The organism is Streptomyces sp. NBC_01264 (assembly GCF_026340675.1).
Lineage (GTDB): Bacteria > Actinomycetota > Actinomycetes > Streptomycetales > Streptomycetaceae > Streptomyces.
This window is the reverse complement of the sequence record NZ_JAPEOX010000002.1, coordinates 2231712-2247815: the sequence shown is the minus strand read 5'-3', so window position 1 is coordinate 2247815 and position 16104 is coordinate 2231712. Positions and strand designations below refer to the sequence as shown.

At 73.2% G+C, this 16104-nt stretch carries 16 protein-coding genes; 9 read left to right on the top strand and 7 right to left on the bottom strand.

From position 1 onward, the window contains the following. Positions 1-92: 92 nt before the first annotated feature. Positions 93-1208 carry an alpha/beta hydrolase-fold protein gene (locus OG435_RS43130; RefSeq protein ID WP_266886024.1) on the bottom strand — a complete coding sequence of 372 codons (1116 nt, stop codon included), beginning with the start codon at positions 1206-1208 and terminating at the stop codon, positions 93-95. 193 nt (positions 1209-1401) lie between these two features. Between OG435_RS43130 and OG435_RS43125 the strand changes: the two genes are divergently transcribed. The 6 genes from OG435_RS43125 (at position 1402) to OG435_RS43100 (ending at position 6571) form a co-directional block, all read left to right on the top strand. Beyond that, a complete protein-coding gene (locus OG435_RS43125) occupies positions 1402-1614 on the top strand; it encodes an MbtH family protein (protein WP_266886023.1) in 213 nt (70 codons plus the stop codon). A gap of 210 nt (positions 1615-1824) precedes the next feature. Beyond that, positions 1825-2139: a hypothetical protein gene (locus OG435_RS43120; protein ID WP_266886021.1), complete on the top strand. Its 315-nt coding sequence runs from the start codon at positions 1825-1827 to the stop codon at positions 2137-2139. A gap of 79 nt (positions 2140-2218) precedes the next feature. Beyond that, positions 2219-3256 carry an N-acetyl-gamma-glutamyl-phosphate reductase gene (argC, locus tag OG435_RS43115; protein WP_266886018.1) on the top strand — a complete coding sequence of 346 codons (1038 nt, stop codon included), beginning with the start codon at positions 2219-2221 and terminating at the stop codon, positions 3254-3256. Beyond that, complete coding sequence (argJ, locus tag OG435_RS43110) at positions 3253-4404, top strand: bifunctional glutamate N-acetyltransferase/amino-acid acetyltransferase ArgJ (RefSeq protein ID WP_266886016.1); 1152 nt, start codon at positions 3253-3255, stop codon at positions 4402-4404. Before argC ends, argJ begins: the two co-directional genes overlap by 4 nt. Positions 4405-4415: 11 nt before the next feature. Continuing rightward, positions 4416-5363: an acetylglutamate kinase gene (gene argB / locus OG435_RS43105; RefSeq protein WP_266886014.1), complete on the top strand. Its 948-nt coding sequence runs from the start codon at positions 4416-4418 to the stop codon at positions 5361-5363. Continuing rightward, positions 5360-6571 carry an acetylornithine transaminase gene (locus tag OG435_RS43100; RefSeq protein WP_266886012.1) on the top strand — a complete coding sequence of 404 codons (1212 nt, stop codon included), beginning with the start codon at positions 5360-5362 and terminating at the stop codon, positions 6569-6571. Before argB ends, OG435_RS43100 begins: the two co-directional genes overlap by 4 nt. A gap of 68 nt (positions 6572-6639) precedes the next feature. On the opposite strand, the gene OG435_RS43095 is transcribed toward OG435_RS43100, so the two are convergent. From OG435_RS43095 to OG435_RS43080, 4 genes are all read right to left on the bottom strand, one after another. Next, on the bottom strand, positions 6640-7191 hold the full coding sequence (locus OG435_RS43095) for a GNAT family N-acetyltransferase (RefSeq protein ID WP_430625833.1): 552 nt from the start codon (positions 7189-7191) through the stop codon (positions 6640-6642). An 82-nt stretch (positions 7192-7273) separates the two neighbouring features. Then, positions 7274-7999 carry a 4'-phosphopantetheinyl transferase family protein gene (locus OG435_RS43090; RefSeq protein WP_430625855.1) on the bottom strand — a complete coding sequence of 242 codons (726 nt, stop codon included), beginning with the start codon at positions 7997-7999 and terminating at the stop codon, positions 7274-7276. Further along, entirely contained in the window at positions 7996-8226 is a 231-nt protein-coding gene (locus OG435_RS43085) for a hypothetical protein (RefSeq protein ID WP_266886010.1), read from the bottom strand. Before OG435_RS43085 ends, OG435_RS43090 begins: the two co-directional genes overlap by 4 nt. Then, entirely contained in the window at positions 8223-9806 is a 1584-nt protein-coding gene (locus OG435_RS43080) for an amidohydrolase (protein WP_266886008.1), read from the bottom strand. The genes OG435_RS43085 and OG435_RS43080 overlap by 4 nt, the downstream gene beginning before the upstream one ends. Positions 9807-10316: 510 nt before the next feature. Between OG435_RS43080 and OG435_RS43075 the strand changes: the two genes are divergently transcribed. Beyond that, positions 10317-11006 (top strand): DUF3800 domain-containing protein, encoded by a 690-nt coding sequence (locus OG435_RS43075; protein ID WP_266886005.1) that lies wholly within the window; start codon positions 10317-10319, stop codon positions 11004-11006. Between the two features lie 135 nt (positions 11007-11141). Beyond that, positions 11142-13391 carry a hypothetical protein gene (locus OG435_RS43070; RefSeq protein ID WP_266886003.1) on the top strand — a complete coding sequence of 750 codons (2250 nt, stop codon included), beginning with the start codon at positions 11142-11144 and terminating at the stop codon, positions 13389-13391. A gap of 58 nt (positions 13392-13449) precedes the next feature. Here OG435_RS43070 and OG435_RS43065 read toward each other — a convergent pair whose 3' ends face one another. After that, the gene (locus OG435_RS43065; protein WP_266886001.1) at positions 13450-13899 is read right to left on the bottom strand and encodes an Lrp/AsnC family transcriptional regulator; all 450 of its coding nucleotides are present in this window, start codon (positions 13897-13899) and stop codon (positions 13450-13452) included. Positions 13900-14035: 136 nt separating this feature from the next. On the opposite strand from OG435_RS43065, the gene OG435_RS43060 reads away from it, so the two are divergent. Beyond that, entirely contained in the window at positions 14036-15046 is a 1011-nt protein-coding gene (locus OG435_RS43060) for an asparaginase (protein ID WP_266885999.1), read from the top strand. A 66-nt stretch (positions 15047-15112) separates the two neighbouring features. Here OG435_RS43060 and meaB read toward each other — a convergent pair whose 3' ends face one another. Next, on the bottom strand, positions 15113-16099 hold the full coding sequence (gene meaB / locus OG435_RS43055) for a methylmalonyl Co-A mutase-associated GTPase MeaB (protein ID WP_266885996.1): 987 nt from the start codon (positions 16097-16099) through the stop codon (positions 15113-15115). Between the last annotated feature and the right edge of the window lie 5 nt (positions 16100-16104).

Below are 16104 nucleotides of genomic sequence, written 5' to 3'. Positions count from 1 at the left end.
CGGTGACATCGTGCCGGAAGGGGGCCTGGTCGCCCGGCGGATCGCCGGGCTACCAGGCCCCCTTGCCGTGTTGTCGTGTCGTCCGGGGGCGGTCAGGCCAAAGCCCAGGCCACGTCCCTCAGCAGGGCCTGCCGCCAGCCCGCACGGTCGTGGCCCGAGGCCGACCGGGAGACCCGTACGGTCGCACCGGCCTGTTCCGTCAGGGCCTCGACCAGCTCGCAGTGGGGGCGCATGCGCGTCTCGTGCTCGCCCAGGTCGAACGCGATCCGCAGCCCGGACGGGGCGGGGTGCTCGCGCAGGCGCGCGGCGATGGCGCCGCCGCGCGGACCGCCCAGCGGGTCCGGCAGTTCGGAGGCCTCGGGGGTCCACCAGAACGACCCCGACTGGCAGGCGACCCGGGACACCAGCTCCGGGAACTCGAGTGCCGCGTACATCGCGCTCAGACCGGCGAGGCTCTGCCCGGCGACCACCAGCCGGCCGAGGTCCGCGGGGACCCCGCTGTCCGCGACCAGGGGTAGTAGTTCGTCCCGTACCGCCTCCCACAGCTCGGGCCGGCAGCCGAACTCCGCCTGCCGGTCCTTGGTGGGCAGGAACACCAGCGTGGCCGGGGGCATGTCGCCGGCCTCGAAGGCCGCGTCGAAGGCGGTCACGGCCGGGTGCAGGTACAGCCAGTCGTCCCCGTCGAGCAGCAGGACCACCGGGCCGCCGCCGCCCACCGGGTGGACCCGTACGGTGCGCTTGCCGCCGAGCCGTTCGCTCGCCCAGCGGATCCGGGTGCGCGGCAGGGGCAGTACGTCGTCGGCGCCCATGGCCGGCCAGTGGGGCTGGGGCGGGGCGTCCGGGGTCGCGAGGACGGACCGCTCGCCGCCCGCCCGGAGGGGGTTGAGCGGATCGGCGTACGAGGATCCGTCATCGGCGAGGAACCGGTAGGTCACCCGGAGCCGTGCGGGCATGCGGACTTCGGCGTACCAGCAGTCCGTGTCGCGCCAGCGGAGCAGCGCCACCGGATCCGACCAGCTCTCGAAATCGATGACCGTCGGGCTGCCGCGCCACAGGAACAGGGTGACCCAACCCCCGTCACCGGAAGGCGCGGACGCGGGAGCCGCGGCCGCCCAGAACTCATCGGTGCCGGGCGTGCCGGGCAGGCCGAACGCGGCGAAGGGGCTCTCCGAGCCCTCCTCGGCCAGGGTCCGTTCGAGCGCTGGCATCGGTGCCTCCTTGTGAGGGGGAAGGGGAAACGTTAGAATTTATAATTAGGCGAGCCTAACCTAAGTGATGGGCTCTCTTCATTCCCGATCGACCTTCCCCACGGGCACGGCGCCCGCGGCCGGACCGTGCGCGCCGTGCGCCGCACGCCGACGCCTCCCGCCGGTCCCATCGGGCTCCTGGAGGAACCCCAGTATGAGCACCAACCCGTTCGACGATGCCGACGGTCGTTTCCTGGTCCTGGTGAACGACGAGGGTCAGCACTCCCTCTGGCCGTCCTTCGCCGAGGCTCCCGGTGGATGGACGGTCGCCCTCGCGGAGACCACCCGCGACGCGTGCCTGGAGTTCATCGAGTCGAGCTGGACCGACCTGCGCCCCCGGTCCCTCGCCGCGGCCGTGGAGGCCTGACCGGGACCACCCGGACGGAGAGTGAACGCCCCTGCGGGGAACCGGTGTACGCGGTCCCGTCGGCGGCGGTCGCCACTGCCCCGGACGCACCGCCTCGCCGTGGCGCGTCCGGGGCGGATGCGTGTCGGGCCCAATCAAAATTAGGTTAGGCTAAGCTAACTGCGCGGGCCGCGCAGGGCCGCGCGCTTGGCGTCAGGGGAGGGGATCGTCATGGGCCTGCCGGCCATCGATTCCTGCCCCGCGGACGGGTCCGCCGCCGTGGAACTCACGGAGAACTTTGCGGCCCCTCGCACCCTCGCCGCGACGCCCGGTGTTCCGGACGGCTTCACCGCCGCGACGGCCGCCCGGCGGCCGGCCCGGTGTCGCCCCGCCGCCAACCCCGACGCCCTCGCGGATTTCTCCGCGGAGTGCCGCGCGACGGCCCTGAGCCGGGCCGCCCGCGGCGCGGTGATGCGCACGGCCGGGGCCCCGAAGTGCGGGCCGCTGCCCGGTGGAGGGTTCCGAAACGTGCGCGAGGATGCCTGAGGGTGCCCCGCCGACGACCGCGCCACGGCGCCGCCCCGCGCCGAAGGCGCGCACACGAACCGAGAGAGAGCGGAAGAACATGACCGTACGGGTCGCGGTGGCCGGGGCCAGCGGCTACGCGGGCGGGGAGCTGCTCCGCCTGCTGGGCTCGCATCCCGGCGTGGAGATCGGTGCGCTGACCGCGCACAGCAGCGCGGGGCGTGCGCTGGGGTCCGTGCAGCCGCAGCTCCCGGAGTTCGCCGACCGGATCCTCCTGGACACCTCCGCCGCTTCCCTGCGCGGCCACGACGTGGTGTTCCTCGCGCTGCCCCACGGCCAATCGGCGGCACTGGCGGCCGAGTTGGAGCCCGGCACGCTGGTGGTGGACTGCGGCGCCGACTTCCGGCTGCGGGACCCGTCGGCCTGGGAGCGGTTCTACGGCACCGCCCACGCCGGCACCTGGCCGTACGGACTGCCGGAACTGCCGGGAGCCCGCGCGGAATTGAAGGGGGCCACCCGGATCGCCGTTCCCGGCTGCTACCCCACGGCGGTCACCCTGGCCCTGTTCCCCGCCTACGCGGCGCACCTGGTCGAGCCCGAGGCGGTCATCGTCGCCGCCAGCGGAACCTCCGGCGCCGGACGCGCGCTCAAGGCGCACCTCCTCGGCGCCGAAGTCATGGGCTCCATGAGCCCGTACGGAGTCGGCGGCGGCCACCGGCACACCCCGGAGATCACCCAGAACCTGTCCCGCGCGGCCGGCGCGCACGTGAGCGTCTCCTTCACGCCCACCCTGGCTCCCATGCCCCGGGGCATCCTCGCCACCTGCTCGGCCCGTCTGAGCCCGGCCGCGGAGCTGCTCACGGAGGGGGAGGTGCGCGCCGTGTTCGAAGCCGCCTACGCCGACCAGCCGTTCGTACGGCTGCTGCCGCCCGGCCAGTGGCCCACGACCGCCGCCGTCCTCGGCTCGAACACCGCCCAGGTGCAGATCGCCGTGGACCCCGACGCCCGCAGGCTGATCTGCGTGAGCGCCATCGACAACCTGACGAAGGGCACCGCCGGTGGCGCGGTGCAGAGCATGAACATAGCCCTCGGCCTGCCGGAACGGCAGGGCCTGCCCATGAATGGAGTGGCTCCGTGAGTGTGACCGCCGCCCGCGGATTCCTTGCCGGCGCCGTGCGCGCTGGCATCAAGGAATCCGGTGACCCGGACCTGGCCCTGGTGGTGAACCGGGGGCCGTCGCGCGCCGCCGCCGGTGTCTTCACCTCGAACCGCGTGCAGGCCGCGCCCGTACGCTGGTCCCGCCGCGTGCTCGCCGACGGGCGGATCTCCGCCGTCGTCCTCAACTCCGGTGGCGCGAACGCCTGTACGGGTCCTGCCGGAGCGGAGGACACCCAGGTGATGGCGGAGCGCACCGCGCTGGCCGTGGAGGCCGCCTCCGACGAGGTCGCGGTGTGCTCCACCGGCCTCATCGGCGTCCGGCTCCCCATGGACCGGGTGACGGACGGCATCGCCGCCGCCGCGGAGCGGCTGTCGCCCGAGGGCGGCGAGGAGGCGGCCGTCGCGATCAAGACGACGGACTCCGTCCACAAGACGGCGGTGGCCACCGGCCCCGGCTGGACGGTGGGCGGCATGGCGAAGGGCGCCGGAATGCTCGCCCCGGGCCTCGCCACCATGCTGGTCGTCCTGACCACGGACGCCGACGCGAGCGCCGAGGTGCTCGACGCGGCGCTGCGCGAGGCGGTGCGCACCACCTTCGACCGGGTGGACTCCGACGGCTGCATGTCCACCAACGACACCGTGCTGCTGCTCGCCTCGGGCAGCTCCGGCATCACGCCGGAACCCGGGGAACTCACCGTGGCCGTACACGCCGTCTGCCGGGACCTGGCGCTCCAGCTGGTGGCGGACGCCGAGGGCGCGTCCAAGGAGATCGAGGTGTCCGTCGTCGGCGCCGCCTCGGAGGCGGACGCGGTGGAGGTGGGCCGCTCGGTGGCCCGCAACAACCTCCTCAAGTGCGCGCTGCACGGCGAGGACCCGAACTGGGGCCGGGTGCTGTCGGCGATCGGCACCACCTCGGCCGTCTTCGACGCGGACCGGCTGGACGTGGCGATCAACGGCGTCTGGGTCTGCCGGGACGGCGCCGGCGGGGAGTCGCGGGACAAGGTCGACCTGTCCGGCCGCCGGATCGCCATCACGGTGGACCTGCGCTCCGGTGACTCCTCGGCCGTCATCTGGACCAACGACCTGACGGCCGAGTACGTGCACGAGAACAGCGCCTACAGCTCGTGAACGGGGTCGGGATGACGCGGACGAAGACGCCGGACGCGGTCCGGGCCGTGGCGCCGGGCGCCGCACCGGTACCGGCCCCCCGGGACCTGCCCTGGCAGGAGCAGCTCCAAGGCCGGACGGTCGTCGTCAAGTTCGGCGGCAACGCCATGGTGGATCCCTCCACGCAGCGGACGTTCGCCCAGGACGTCGTGGAGCTGTGGCACGCGGGCCTGCGGCCCGTCGTCGTCCACGGCGGAGGGCCCCAGATCAGCGCTCTCCTCGACCGCCTCGGCCTGGAGGTCCGCTTCGAGGCCGGGCTGCGGGTGACCACGCCGGAGACGATGGAGGTCGTGCGCATGGTGCTCACCGGCCAGGTCCAGCGCGAACTGGTCGGGGCCATCAACGTCCACGGGCCGTTCGCCGTGGGCCTGTCGGGCGAGGACGCCCACACGATGACCGCCGTACGGCGCCCTGCCTGGGTGGACGGCCGGCCGGTGGACATCGGCCAGGTCGGCGACATCGTGGACGTGGACGGCAGCGCGATCGCCGCACTGCTGGAGCAGGGCCGCATCCCCGTGGTCTCGCCCGTCGCGCGCGGCGAGGACGGCCAGGTCTACAACGTCAACGCCGACCTCGCGGCCTCGGCCCTGGCCGTGGCCCTCGGGGCGGACCGGCTCGTGGTGATGACCGACGTCGAGGGACTGTACGCGGACTGGCCGCACAGCACCGAGGTGATCGACCGCCTGACGGCCGCAGAGCTGGACGCCCTGCTGCCGGAGCTGGCGAGCGGCATGCTCCCGAAGATGGAGGGCTGCCTGCGCGCCGTACGGGCCGGCGTCGGCCGGGCGCAGGTCATCGACGGCCGGGCGCCGCACGCCCTGCTGCGCGGAGTCCTCACCGAGGACGGACCCGGCACCACGGTGGTGCCGGACGACGAGCCCGGGCCGCAGGGCCCGGGCGGCAAGGGGGAGGGCGCGTGACGGCCCACAGCACGACGACACCGCCGGCCGACCGCGCGACGGCCGCCCCGCTTTCCGACCGCTGGCGGGCGGTGATGATGGACACCTACGGCACCCCCGCGCTGGCCCTGGTCAGGGGCGAGGGCAGCACGGTCTGGGACGAGGACGGCCGCGCGTACACGGACTTCACCGGCGGGATCGCCGTCAACGCCCTCGGGCACGCCCACCCGGCCCTGGTCTCGGCCGTCCAAGAGCAGGTCGCCCGGCTCGGACACGTGTCGAACCTGTTCGTCTCGGAGCCGGCCGTCGCGCTGGCGGAACGGCTGCTCGCCCTGCTGGAGCGGCCGGGCCGGGTGTTCTTCGCCAACTCGGGTGCGGAGGCGGTCGAAGCCGCCTTCAAGATCGCCCGTCGGACCGGCCGCCACCACCTCGTCGGGACGCGGGGCGGGTTCCACGGGCGCACCATGGGGGCCCTGGCCCTCACGGGCCAGCCGCCCAAGCGCGCGCCCTTCCTGCCGCTGCCCGGGGAGGTCACGCACGTGCCCTACGGGGACGCCGAGGCGCTCCGCACGGCCGTCACGGAGCACACGGCCGCGGTCGTACTGGAACCCCTGCAGGGCGAGGCCGGGGTCGTCCCGGCGCCCCCGGGCTACCTGCGGGTGGCCCGCGAGATCACCCGCGCCACGGGCACCCTGCTCGTCCTGGACGAGGTGCAGACCGGGATCGGCCGCACCGGCCACTGGTTCGCGCACCAGGCGGAGCCGGGAGCGGAGCCGGACGTGATCACCCTCGCCAAGGGGCTGGGCGGCGGCATGCCGATCGGCGCCACGGTCGCCTTCGGCGCCGCCGCCGAGCTGCTGACCCCCGGTCAGCACGGATCCACCTTCGGCGGCAACCCGGTGGCGTGCGCGGCCGGGCTCGCCGTCCTGGAGACCATCGAGAAGGAGGGGCTGCTCATCCACGCCCAGCGGGTGGGGGAGCGGCTGCGGCTCGGCATCGAGGCACTGGAACACCCGCTGGTCCGCGAAGTGCGGGGCGCCGGTCTGCTCCTGGGCATCGCCCTCGCCGGGCCGGCCGCCGCGCGGGTGCAGCGGGCCGCGCAGGACGCCGGGTTCCTCGTGAACGCGGCGGGCGCGGACGTCGTACGGCTGGCTCCCGCCCTGACCCTGCCGCAGGACCGGGCCGACGCCCTGCTGGCGGCGCTGCCGGGGATCCTGGACGCCTCGTAGGGGCGGCGGGCGGTACGACGTGGTCGGGGCGGGTCCCTCAGGGGCCCGCCCCTTCGCCGTCCGGCGGTCTACAGGCTGCGGGCCAGGACCCGTGCCCCCCGGGCCGGGTCCAGGGACCGTGCCCAGTCGGCCGGTGCCCGGCTCGGGGAGGCCGGGCCGAACCCGTGGCCGAGGAAGAGGCGGCCGCTGCCGGTCGTCGCGGTGAACAGCGTGGCCAGGCCGCGGGTACGGGCCCTGGCGAGCGCCGCGTGCAGCAGGCGGGCGCCCATGCCCGTGCCCTGCCGGTGGGACGCGACGCAGAAGTTGTACAGCACGCCGGCGGCGGGGTGTTCGCGCAGGCCGAGGCAGCCTTCGAGGGTTCCGTCGGGCGCCTGCGCGACGAGGAAGTCGCACGCGCGGGAGAGGTAGAGCGAGAGCGGGCGTTCGCGGAGCGCCCCGGCCTGGGCGAACGGCCGGGACAGGGCGGCGAGCGCCGGACCGTCGTCCCGGCGGGCCGGGCGCACCGAGAACTCGGGGAACTCGTGCCACCCGGGGGCGGGGACGGGGGCGTGTGCGACGGCGGGGCCGCGGAGCGTCGAAGTGGCGTGCGCGGCGGCAGGGTGCAGCGTGGCCGTGGTCAAGGTGTTCCTTCCTCGGTTCCGCCGTGTGCGGGTGCGGGGGCGGGGCCTCCCGGCGGAACGATCGAAGTAAAGGTAGTCTTACCTAAGCATCGGGGCCAAGTTGCCCCGTACGGACGGCGCGAGCCGCAACGTATCCGGGGAAAGCGGGCACATCGGCGACGGCCCATCCCGGCGGAGCCGAGGGGGCCGCGCCGGTCCCCACGTACGTCAGGGCCGGGTTCCCGCCGAGGCCGATCCCGACTCCCTTGAGGTAGGCCTCCTTCCGCGACCAGCAGCGGGCCACCGCGGCGGGGCGCTCGCCGGCCGGCAGCGCCGACAGCTCGGCGCGCTCGGCCGGATGGAGGACCTCCGCCAGTTCGGAGGCGACCTGGGCCGCCACCGCCGGGGCCGGACGCCGCTCGACGTCGACGCCGACCGGGCCGTCCGCGAAGGCCATCAGTACGGCGTCCCCCGCGTGGGACAGCGAGAAGTGCAGCGGTACGCCGACCACCGCCGGGCGGCCGTGCGGCCCGCCGCAGCCGGGGCACCGCTCGCGGAAGAAGCGCACCCGCGCCGGATCCACGCCGAGCCGCTCGCCCAGCAACTGCCGCAGCACGACGTGGGCGACCCGGTACTGGTCGCGGTCGCCCGCGCGCCGGAGCCCCTGGAGCCGGGCCCGCTCGGCGTCGTCGAGCATCCCCTCCGACTCCCGCGCCCGATCCGCGTACAGGCTCACGCGCGCGGCCCACAGCCCCGGTCCGGGAGAGGTGAGCCAGGGCGGCGCCGGTGCGTCGGTGCCCGCCGCCCGGTCCGCCGCGGCGGCCGTCATCCGCACGGGCGGCCGGGATAGTCGTCACCCTCGGGGGCCCCGACCTCGCGCATCCGGCACAGGACCTCCCCGAGGAGCGTGTCGTCCACGTCGACGGGCATGTTGAACTCCCGGTCGAAGACGAAGGAGTCACCCGCACCCGCGTGCCAGATCACCCAGCGCGGCGGCATCTCGGGCACCTCCCACAGCGGGGAGAACCGTTCCAGGACGTTCACCTGACTGCTCACAGCTTTCCTTTGTCCGTCGCTTCGTTTCCGTCGACCAATGTCGCCACGACCTCGATGCCGGCGATCCGGGAGGGATCGACGGACCGCGGATCGTCACCCAGGACCACCAGATCGGCGCGCTTGCCCGGGGTGAGGCTGCCGGCGCTGTCGTCCCACCGGCAGGCGTACGCACCGGCGACCGTGTAGGCGCGCAGCGCCTCCTCGACGGTGACCGCCTCGTCCGGCCCGACCGGCCGCCCGGAGGCGGAGGCGCGCTCGACCATGAACTGGACCGCCCGGAGCGGGGCCCCGTCGGTGACGGGCCGGTCGGAACTCCCCACGAGGGTCACCCCGTGGTCCAGGAACCCGCGCCCCCGGTACATCCAGGGAGCCCGCTCCTCGCCCATCACGTCCGCGTAGTCGTCCCCGAAGGAGTGCAGGAAGGCCGGCTGGACGACCGCGCTGACGCCCAGGCGCGCGAAGCGCGGGAGCTGGTCGGGGCGGATCAGCCCGGCGTGCTCGATCCGGTGCCGCGCGTCCGGCCGGGGCCGCAGCCGCTGCGCCTCCTCCAGCGCGCCGAGCGCGAGGTCGGCCGCGCGGTCCCCGATGGCGTGGACGGCGAGCTGCCAGCCGCCGAGGTGGCCGTCGACGATCAACCGGGTGAGGCGCTCGGGGTCGTCCTGGAGCTGCCCGGTGTGGTCCGTACCCGCGTATGGGGCCGTGAGCGCGGCCGTACGGGCCATCATCCCGCCGTCGGTGTAGATCTTGAGCGCGCCCAGCGACAGCCAGTCGTCGCCGAACCCGGTGCGCATGCCCAGGTCCAGGGCCCGGGGGATGCCGTCCTCGAGGTGCGCCTCGCGCGGCCGCAGTACGTCGCCGGCGGGCATGAGCTGCACCCGCAGGGGCAGCCTCCCCTGCTCCCGCAGCAACTGGTAGGCGCCGAGCTCCACCGGGCTGTGCCCGAGCAGCCCGCCCCCGATGCCCGCCTCCGCGACGGCCGTCACGCCCTCGGCGAGGCAGGTCCGGGCCGCACGCTCGACGGCATCGGCGATCTCGCCCTGCCCGTACGGCAGCCGGAGGCGCCGCGCGGCGGTCATGGCCCCCTCGGCCAGAAAGCCGTCCTGGTGCGGGACGCCGGCGGGCAGCAGCCCCAACACCGCACTGTTCACCACGCACCCGTGCCCCGAGTCGTGCATCAGGAACACCCTGCGCCCGCGGCTGACCGTGTCCAGCTCGGCGGCGGTCAGATGCCGCCCGAGGGCCCGCTGGTCGTACCCCATGACATCGACCCAGGATCCGTCCGGGCCCGCTGACCGCGCCACGGCCTCGGCCACCACCGCCAGCACGTCCTCGACCCGCCGGCACGGGGCGACGCTCGGGGTGCTCTGCTTCAGCCCGGTCCAGGCCAGGTGCACATGGCTGTCGATGAACCCGGGCAGCACGGTGGCCCCCTGCAGATCCACGACCTCCCGGGCGGGGAGCGAGGCGACGTCCTCGTCGAGCCCCACGATCCGCCCCCGCCAGATCCCCAGCTCCCGGGCGAAGGGACGGTCCGGGTCCATGGTGAGGATGTTCGCGTTCGTCAGCCTCGTATGCAGCATGGGTAGTCCATCCGTCACAGGAACGGTCGGACCGCCACGGCGGGGTACGGGACGCGCGCCGTCGACAGCCATCCGACTTAGGTAAGCCTAACCGAATACTCGGTGCAGGGTCAACGCGCGCCGCGCGGCAGGAGTGGCGATCCGGCGTGCGGGGTGTGCCGATCATCAACTCCGGGTAGGAATAAAGGATTTATTTTCCCGCGGTGGGATTCTCGCCGGTATCGTTGATTCCAGCGTGGTGCGAGGCACTGCTGTGACGTGTGGCTCCGGGAATGTTCCTGGAGGCCCTGAGAACCCGGTGGTTGACGGTTCGAGGGCGGCGGCTAGTCCGGGTGGTACCTCCCATGAGGTCTGATCCCGGGCCGTGCGGCAACCGGCGCCGGCGGAGTCGACCGGCCCGCCGCGCGGTAGTACGCACCCCGCGCCCGTACCCCTCCCCGGAGGCGGTGCGGACAGGCCCCGGCAATGGCGTCCGGACCAGCCTTCGTGTGCCTGCGGAGTTGATTCCCCGTGTCTCCTGAGAACGGCGCCGCGCCCCACCGCGACTACGAGGTCGACGACGGCGGTGACGGCTCCACGAGCATCCACTTCGCCGCGTTAGGGATCGACCATCCCCACCGCCCCGCCGCCGAGCGGCTCTGGTGGGAGTTCCGCGAGGAACTCGCAGCGGACCCCCACCTCCTGATCCCGGCCTCGGTCCCCCTGCACGCCGTCGAACTCGCCGGACCCCGCGGTCAGTTCCGCTGGTCTCGGAGCAGCAGCCCCGTCTTCCACCGGCGGCACATGCAGGAGGTCATCCTCCGGGGGCTCCGTGTCATCGCCCTGTTTCCCGGCGTCCGGGTCCGCGTCGTCTACCGCGAGACGAACGACTACGCGCGGGACCGCCCCGCGCTGTTCGCGGCCCTCGCCCACGACCTGAACGCCGAGCTGGCCGAGGACGCCACGTACGGCCGGCTGATCGTGGACGGCGACGGGAGGGAGGCCGCGCTCCGGGAGGCTCACCGGACGCTCTCCCCCAAGGGCCGGTACCTCACCGGCGACCCGGTGTTCGAGCCCGCCCGCACCCGCGCCCTGCTGCAGGCCGCTGACTTCCTGGCGTACGCGGCCTACCAGGCCGTCGCCAAGCGGGAGTCCCGCAGGTTCATGTGGCACTGGTTCGCCGAGACGTTCCCGGACGCCGACGGGCCCCGCGCCCGCTGAGCGGCGCGACAGCGAAAGGGGCTGGGCCCCGGACGGATCCGGGGCCCAGCCGGGCAGGACCTGGGAGCCCGCACGAGGCGGGACCAGAACCGCGTTTCCAGTCTCCCATACCGACCTGACAAGAGGAGTGGCTCCATGCCCGCGTCCCCACCCAACCCTCCGGCCTCGCCGATCATCGTCGACTGGGGCAAAGAGCAGGTCGAAGTGTCCACCGTCGACCGCGAGCTCCCCGAGCCCTCCGCCATGGACGACAGGAGCAAGCTGGTCAAGGCGGGCGTGAACAGCTCCCTGGTCTCGCTGCCCGAGGACGCCTGGCACGCCGTGGCCCGCGGGGCCGTCACGCCGGAGACGGTGGCCCTGCAACTGCGCGAGTCGCAGGACGCCCGCGCCGGCCTGCTCCTCGAGGAGCACGTGGACGGGGCCACCCTGCGGTCCGTGCACTCCAGGCTCTGGCTGTCGGAGATCTTCCCCGCCATCCAGCCGCGCACCGGCCAGGAACTGCTCGGGGTCGAGGACCCCCGGGTCGGTGGGGTCGCCGAGGACGGGAAGCCGCAGGCGATCCTCCGGTACCTGTACGACAGCCCCGCGCACCTGAGGAAGCACGTACAGCAGACCATCTCGGCCACCCTCTACAAGAACTCCTACGCCGAGTCGATCCTCGCCCGCCGGGTCACCCGCGCGCTGATCGTGCACCCGGTGGTCTACGAGTTCGAGGACGGCTCCGACCCGGTCTACGGCCTGATCGCCCGGGACGGGATCACCCGGCTGGCCAGCGCGTGGAACGTGTTCGCGGGGTCGGACCACGACCCCGAGGACGTGGGGAAGCTGGCGGCCGACGTGCTCGTGGCCGAGCAGCGGCCGTCCGCGAACGACCCGGTCAAGCCGTTGACCCAGCGGATGGCGCTGGCCCGGGAGAACTGGCGCAAGACCCAGCGGACGCTGTTCACCAAGGCGATCGCCTCCGTGGCCGTGGACGAGGCACCGCCCCTGGCGGCGATCCGGATCGCGCAGTCCTACGTCGTGCCCGCGCACGTCACGGTCGGCGTGCGGTCCCACGACCGGGAGGACTCGCTCAACGCCGAGGAGGTGTTCGACGACGCGCTGCGCTCGATCCTGGCCTCCGTACACGTGGAGTTCAAGCCGTGGGACAGCTCCGCGCAGAACGTCGAGGTCGTCAGCCGGGCCCTCAAGCGCGTCCTCCTGAGCCGGAAACAGGACGGTCTCGAACCGGTCTACGAACTGGCCGTCGGACGGAGGAAGGCCTCGGAGGTCTCCGAGGTGTACAAGGACCCGCAGATCCCGGGTACGGGCCTGTGGCGTGCCGTGCGGCTGCTGCACACCCTGACGCGGCCGGCCATCTCCGACGAACTGCGGAACCGTGCCAAGGAGATCAAGGGCGAGCGCCGGATGACGGACAAGGGGTACGCGAGCCTGCTCGGCCCGATCGTCGACCATCCGTGGCGGTCCACCAAGAAGGCCGCCGCGCAGCAAGCCCGCAACGCGTGGTCCAACGGTGGTGTCCTCTTCAAGGAGGTCCTCGCCGACGGCTGGGCCCCCATAGTGACCGACGACTTCACGACGCTGGTGGAGCCTGCGCTCGGCGGGAACCAGAACGCCCGGCTGACGCTCGCGCTGGCCGGCGGCACCGCTCTGATCGCCGACAAGATCCTCACCCGGAACGTGGGTTCGTCGGTCGGTCTGTACAGGGTGCCCGGAAAGGTTCCCTTCCGTGCCGACGTGTACAAGGTCATCGAGGGGCTGGCCCAGGCGGACAACGCGCTGGGCCTCTGGACGCTGGCCTTGGCTGCCCAGCGCTTCGAGGACGGCCGGCTGCCACGGAACTCGGGGACGAAGCAGGCGCAGGGCCTGCCTGGTGATCCGCACGCCGCATCCGACGCCGAGTACCAGCACCTGGCGGTCGACCTGGAGGCGGAGGACCGTGTGCTGCGGGAGGACGGCGAGCCCGTCCTGCTGCTGGAATGGGACGTCGTCGTCGCTTCCGACCAGGAGCGGGCCGCGCTGGTCCTCGGAACCCAGGAAGACGACGACGATGACGAGGACGGCGACGAAGGGGAGGACGAAGGCGAGGGCGACGGGGACGACGACGGCCACGATGAGCAGGGGTCCGGCGGTTCGGGAGGCGGGGCCGGGGTGCCGGAGCCCCCGCGGGACATTTCAGACGTGCGCCGCGTGTTCAAGAACCTCCTGAGCGACGCCAAGACCCACCTCGACCTGCTGGAAAGGCTGGGGGAGGGCGTGACGCTGCCCCCGGTGTTCGGCATGCAGGACAACTGGGCCGAGCTGCGCGAAACCTCGCTCCACATCCTGAAGGTGATCGCGAACCACGAGGGCGACTACAAGCAGGACGAGCCCGAAGAGGGCTGAGCGCACGCGACGGCCGGGACGGGGCCCCAGGGCCCCGTCCCGGCCGTCGCACTGGCGGCTACACCGGCAGGCCCGTCGGTTCCTTGATGCGCTTCATGATGATCTGGGAGTTGACCTCCGTGACGCCCGAGAGGGCCGTGAGCTGCTCGATCCAGAGGCGTTCGTACGCGCGGAGGTCGGCCACCGCGATGCGCAGGAGGCAGCCGGGGCTGCCGAAGAGGCGGTAGGCCTCGATGACGTCGGGGATGTCCTGGAGGGCGGCTTCGAAGGCTTCCACCGCCTCGCGGTCGCGGCGGACCTCCACGGAGACCAGGACCTCGAAGCCGCGGCCCACGGCCTCGGGGGAGATCACCGCGCGGTAGCCCTGGATGATCCCTTCCTCTTCGAGCTGGCGGACCCTGCGCATGCAGGGGGAAGGGGTGAGGCCCACGCGCTGGGCCAGCTCCTGGTTGCTGAGCCGGCCGTCCGCCTGGAGCTCGCGCAAGATTTCTCTGTCGATCGCGTCCATCGCGCAATTATCACTCATGGTTTGTTACAGGGGCAGGGGAAATCGCAATCGCATTGCGCGTAGATCGGCCTACCATTGCCGTTTATAGAAAATCTGTGCGGGCCGTTTCGGGCTGTGTTCAGGAAGGGTCGTGGTCATGGGACGCATCGTCGTCATCAGTACGGGCGGGACGATAGCCAGCCGCTGGCAGGGTTCCGGTTTCGCGGCCGATGCCGACGGGGCGGAGGTCATGGCCACCGCTCCGCTGCCGGAGGGCGTGAGCGTCGAGGTCGTCGATCTGTTCAGCGTCAACAGCCCTCGGCTGACCACCGCGCACCAGCTGACCCTGCTGCGGACCGTGCACGAGGTGCTCGCCGACCCGGGTGTGGACGGGATCGTGGTCACGCACGGTACGGACACGCTGGAGGAGTCGGCGTTCCTGCTGGACCTGCACCATCGTGACGCGCGATCCGTGGTGTTCACCGGCTCGCAGCGGCCCATGGGGGCGGCGGACGGGGACGGCCCGGGGAACCTCTACGACGCCCTGCTGACCGCGTCCAAGACGCGCGGGCTCGGCGTCCTGATCACGTTCGCGGGGCGGGTGCACGCGGCCCGGGGCACCGTGAAGGCGCAGGCGGTGGCGCTGGACGCGTTCGCCGACCCGTCGAAGGAACTGCTGGGGAAGGTCGGATTCGGCAAGGTCACCATGCTGCGGACGCCGGTGCGGCCGGAGCCGTTGCCGTTGCCGGCGATGCCGCAGGCTGCGGCGGGGCCGCCGCGGGTGGATGTCGTACTGCACCACGTGAGTGGCGACGCGGTGCTGCTGAACGCCGCGGTGGCGGCGGGGGCACGGGGGATCGTGCTGGTCGGGACCGGCGCGGGGAACGCGACGCCCGAGGTCGTCGACGCGGTGAAGGCGGCCGTCGCGGACGGTGTGCTGGTGGCGTTGACCACGCGGGTCGCGGCCGGGCCGGTGACGGAGATCTACACCCATGGGGGTGCGGTGGACCTGGTCGCGGCCGGGGCCGTGCCGACGGGGACGCTGCGGGCTCCGCAGGCGCGGATCGCGGTGCTCGCGGCGTTGCTCTCCGAGGGGGACGCGGAGGATCGGCTTCAGGTGCTGCGGCGGGTACTGGCCAGCGGTGGATCCGTGCTGGTCCCCGCCTGACCCTGGCTCCGCCCCAGACCCCGCGCCGCAAACCCCGGCGGGGCTGGATAGCGGCGCCGGGGAGGGTCAGGAGTCCGTGAAAGCCGACAGCAGGCGGTCCGCCGCCAGGGTCGGGGTCAGGGTGCCCGCTCGGACCGCTGATTCCAGGGTCGGGGCCAGGTTCCGTACCGCCGGGTTCGAGCGGAGGCGTTCCAGGAGTTCGTCGCGGACCATCGACCAGGTCCACTCCACCTGCTGGGCCGCGCGCTTCGACGCCAGGCGGCCGCCTGCCTCCAGGAGCCGGCGGTGTTGTTCCAGGCGGTTCCAGACCTCCTCCAGGCCCGTGGATTCCCGGGCGCTGCACGTCAGGACCGGCGGGGTCCACGCGGCGTCGGCCGGGTGCATCAGGCGCAGGGCGCTGGACAGTTCGCGTGCCGCGGACTTCGCGTCGCGCTCGTGCGGGCCGTCCGCCTTGTTGACGGCCAGGACGTCGGCCAGTTCCAGGACGCCCTTCTTGATGCCCTGGAGGCCGTCGCCCGTGCGGGCGAGGGAGAGCAGGAGGAAGGAGTCGACCATGCCGGCGACCGTGGTCTCCGACTGGCCGACGCCCACCGTTTCGACGAGGACCACGTCGTAGCCGGCCGCCTCCATCACGATGATCGATTCCCGGGTGGCCTTCGCGACCCCGCCCAGCGTCCCCGCCGAGGGGGACGGGCGGACGAAGGCGGCGGGATCCACGGAGAGGCGCTCCATGCGGGTCTTGTCGCCCAGGATGGAGCCGCCCGTACGGGTGGAAGACGGGTCGACGGCCAGGACCGCCACCCGGTGGCCGAGGCCCGTCAGCATCGTGCCGAAGGCGTCGATGAAGGTGGATTTCCCGACGCCCGGTACCCCGCTGATGCCGATCCGGCGCGCCCGCCCCGCGTGGGGGAGGAGCTCCGTCAACAGGCTCTGGGCGAGGGCCCGGTGCGCGGGCAGGGTGGACTCCACGAGGGTGATCGCGCGCGCGATGAACGCGCGCTTCCCGTCGAGCACGCCCTTGGTGTAGGCGGTGATGTCGATCCGCGGCGGCACGGCGG

Bases quoted from the DNA above. Each gene is read 5' to 3' on its own strand.
- OG435_RS43130 (WP_266886024.1), bottom strand. From the start codon at position 1,208: ATGCCAGCGCTCGAACGGACCCTGGCCGAGGAGGGCTCGGAGAGCCCC.
- argB (WP_266886014.1), top strand. From the start codon at position 4,416: ATGACGCGGACGAAGACGCCGGACGCGGTCCGGGCCGTGGCGCCGGGC.
- OG435_RS43070 (WP_266886003.1), top strand. From the start codon at position 11,142: ATGCCCGCGTCCCCACCCAACCCTCCGGCCTCGCCGATCATCGTCGAC.
- OG435_RS43120 (WP_266886021.1), top strand. From the start codon at position 1,825: ATGGGCCTGCCGGCCATCGATTCCTGCCCCGCGGACGGGTCCGCCGCC.
- argC (WP_266886018.1), top strand. From the start codon at position 2,219: ATGACCGTACGGGTCGCGGTGGCCGGGGCCAGCGGCTACGCGGGCGGG.
- OG435_RS43090 (WP_430625855.1), bottom strand. From the start codon at position 7,999: ATGACGGCCGCCGCGGCGGACCGGGCGGCGGGCACCGACGCACCGGCG.
- OG435_RS43065 (WP_266886001.1), bottom strand. From the start codon at position 13,899: ATGGACGCGATCGACAGAGAAATCTTGCGCGAGCTCCAGGCGGACGGC.
- OG435_RS43125 (WP_266886023.1), top strand. From the start codon at position 1,402: ATGAGCACCAACCCGTTCGACGATGCCGACGGTCGTTTCCTGGTCCTG.
- OG435_RS43060 (WP_266885999.1), top strand. From the start codon at position 14,036: ATGGGACGCATCGTCGTCATCAGTACGGGCGGGACGATAGCCAGCCGC.
- OG435_RS43080 (WP_266886008.1), bottom strand. From the start codon at position 9,806: ATGCTGCATACGAGGCTGACGAACGCGAACATCCTCACCATGGACCCG.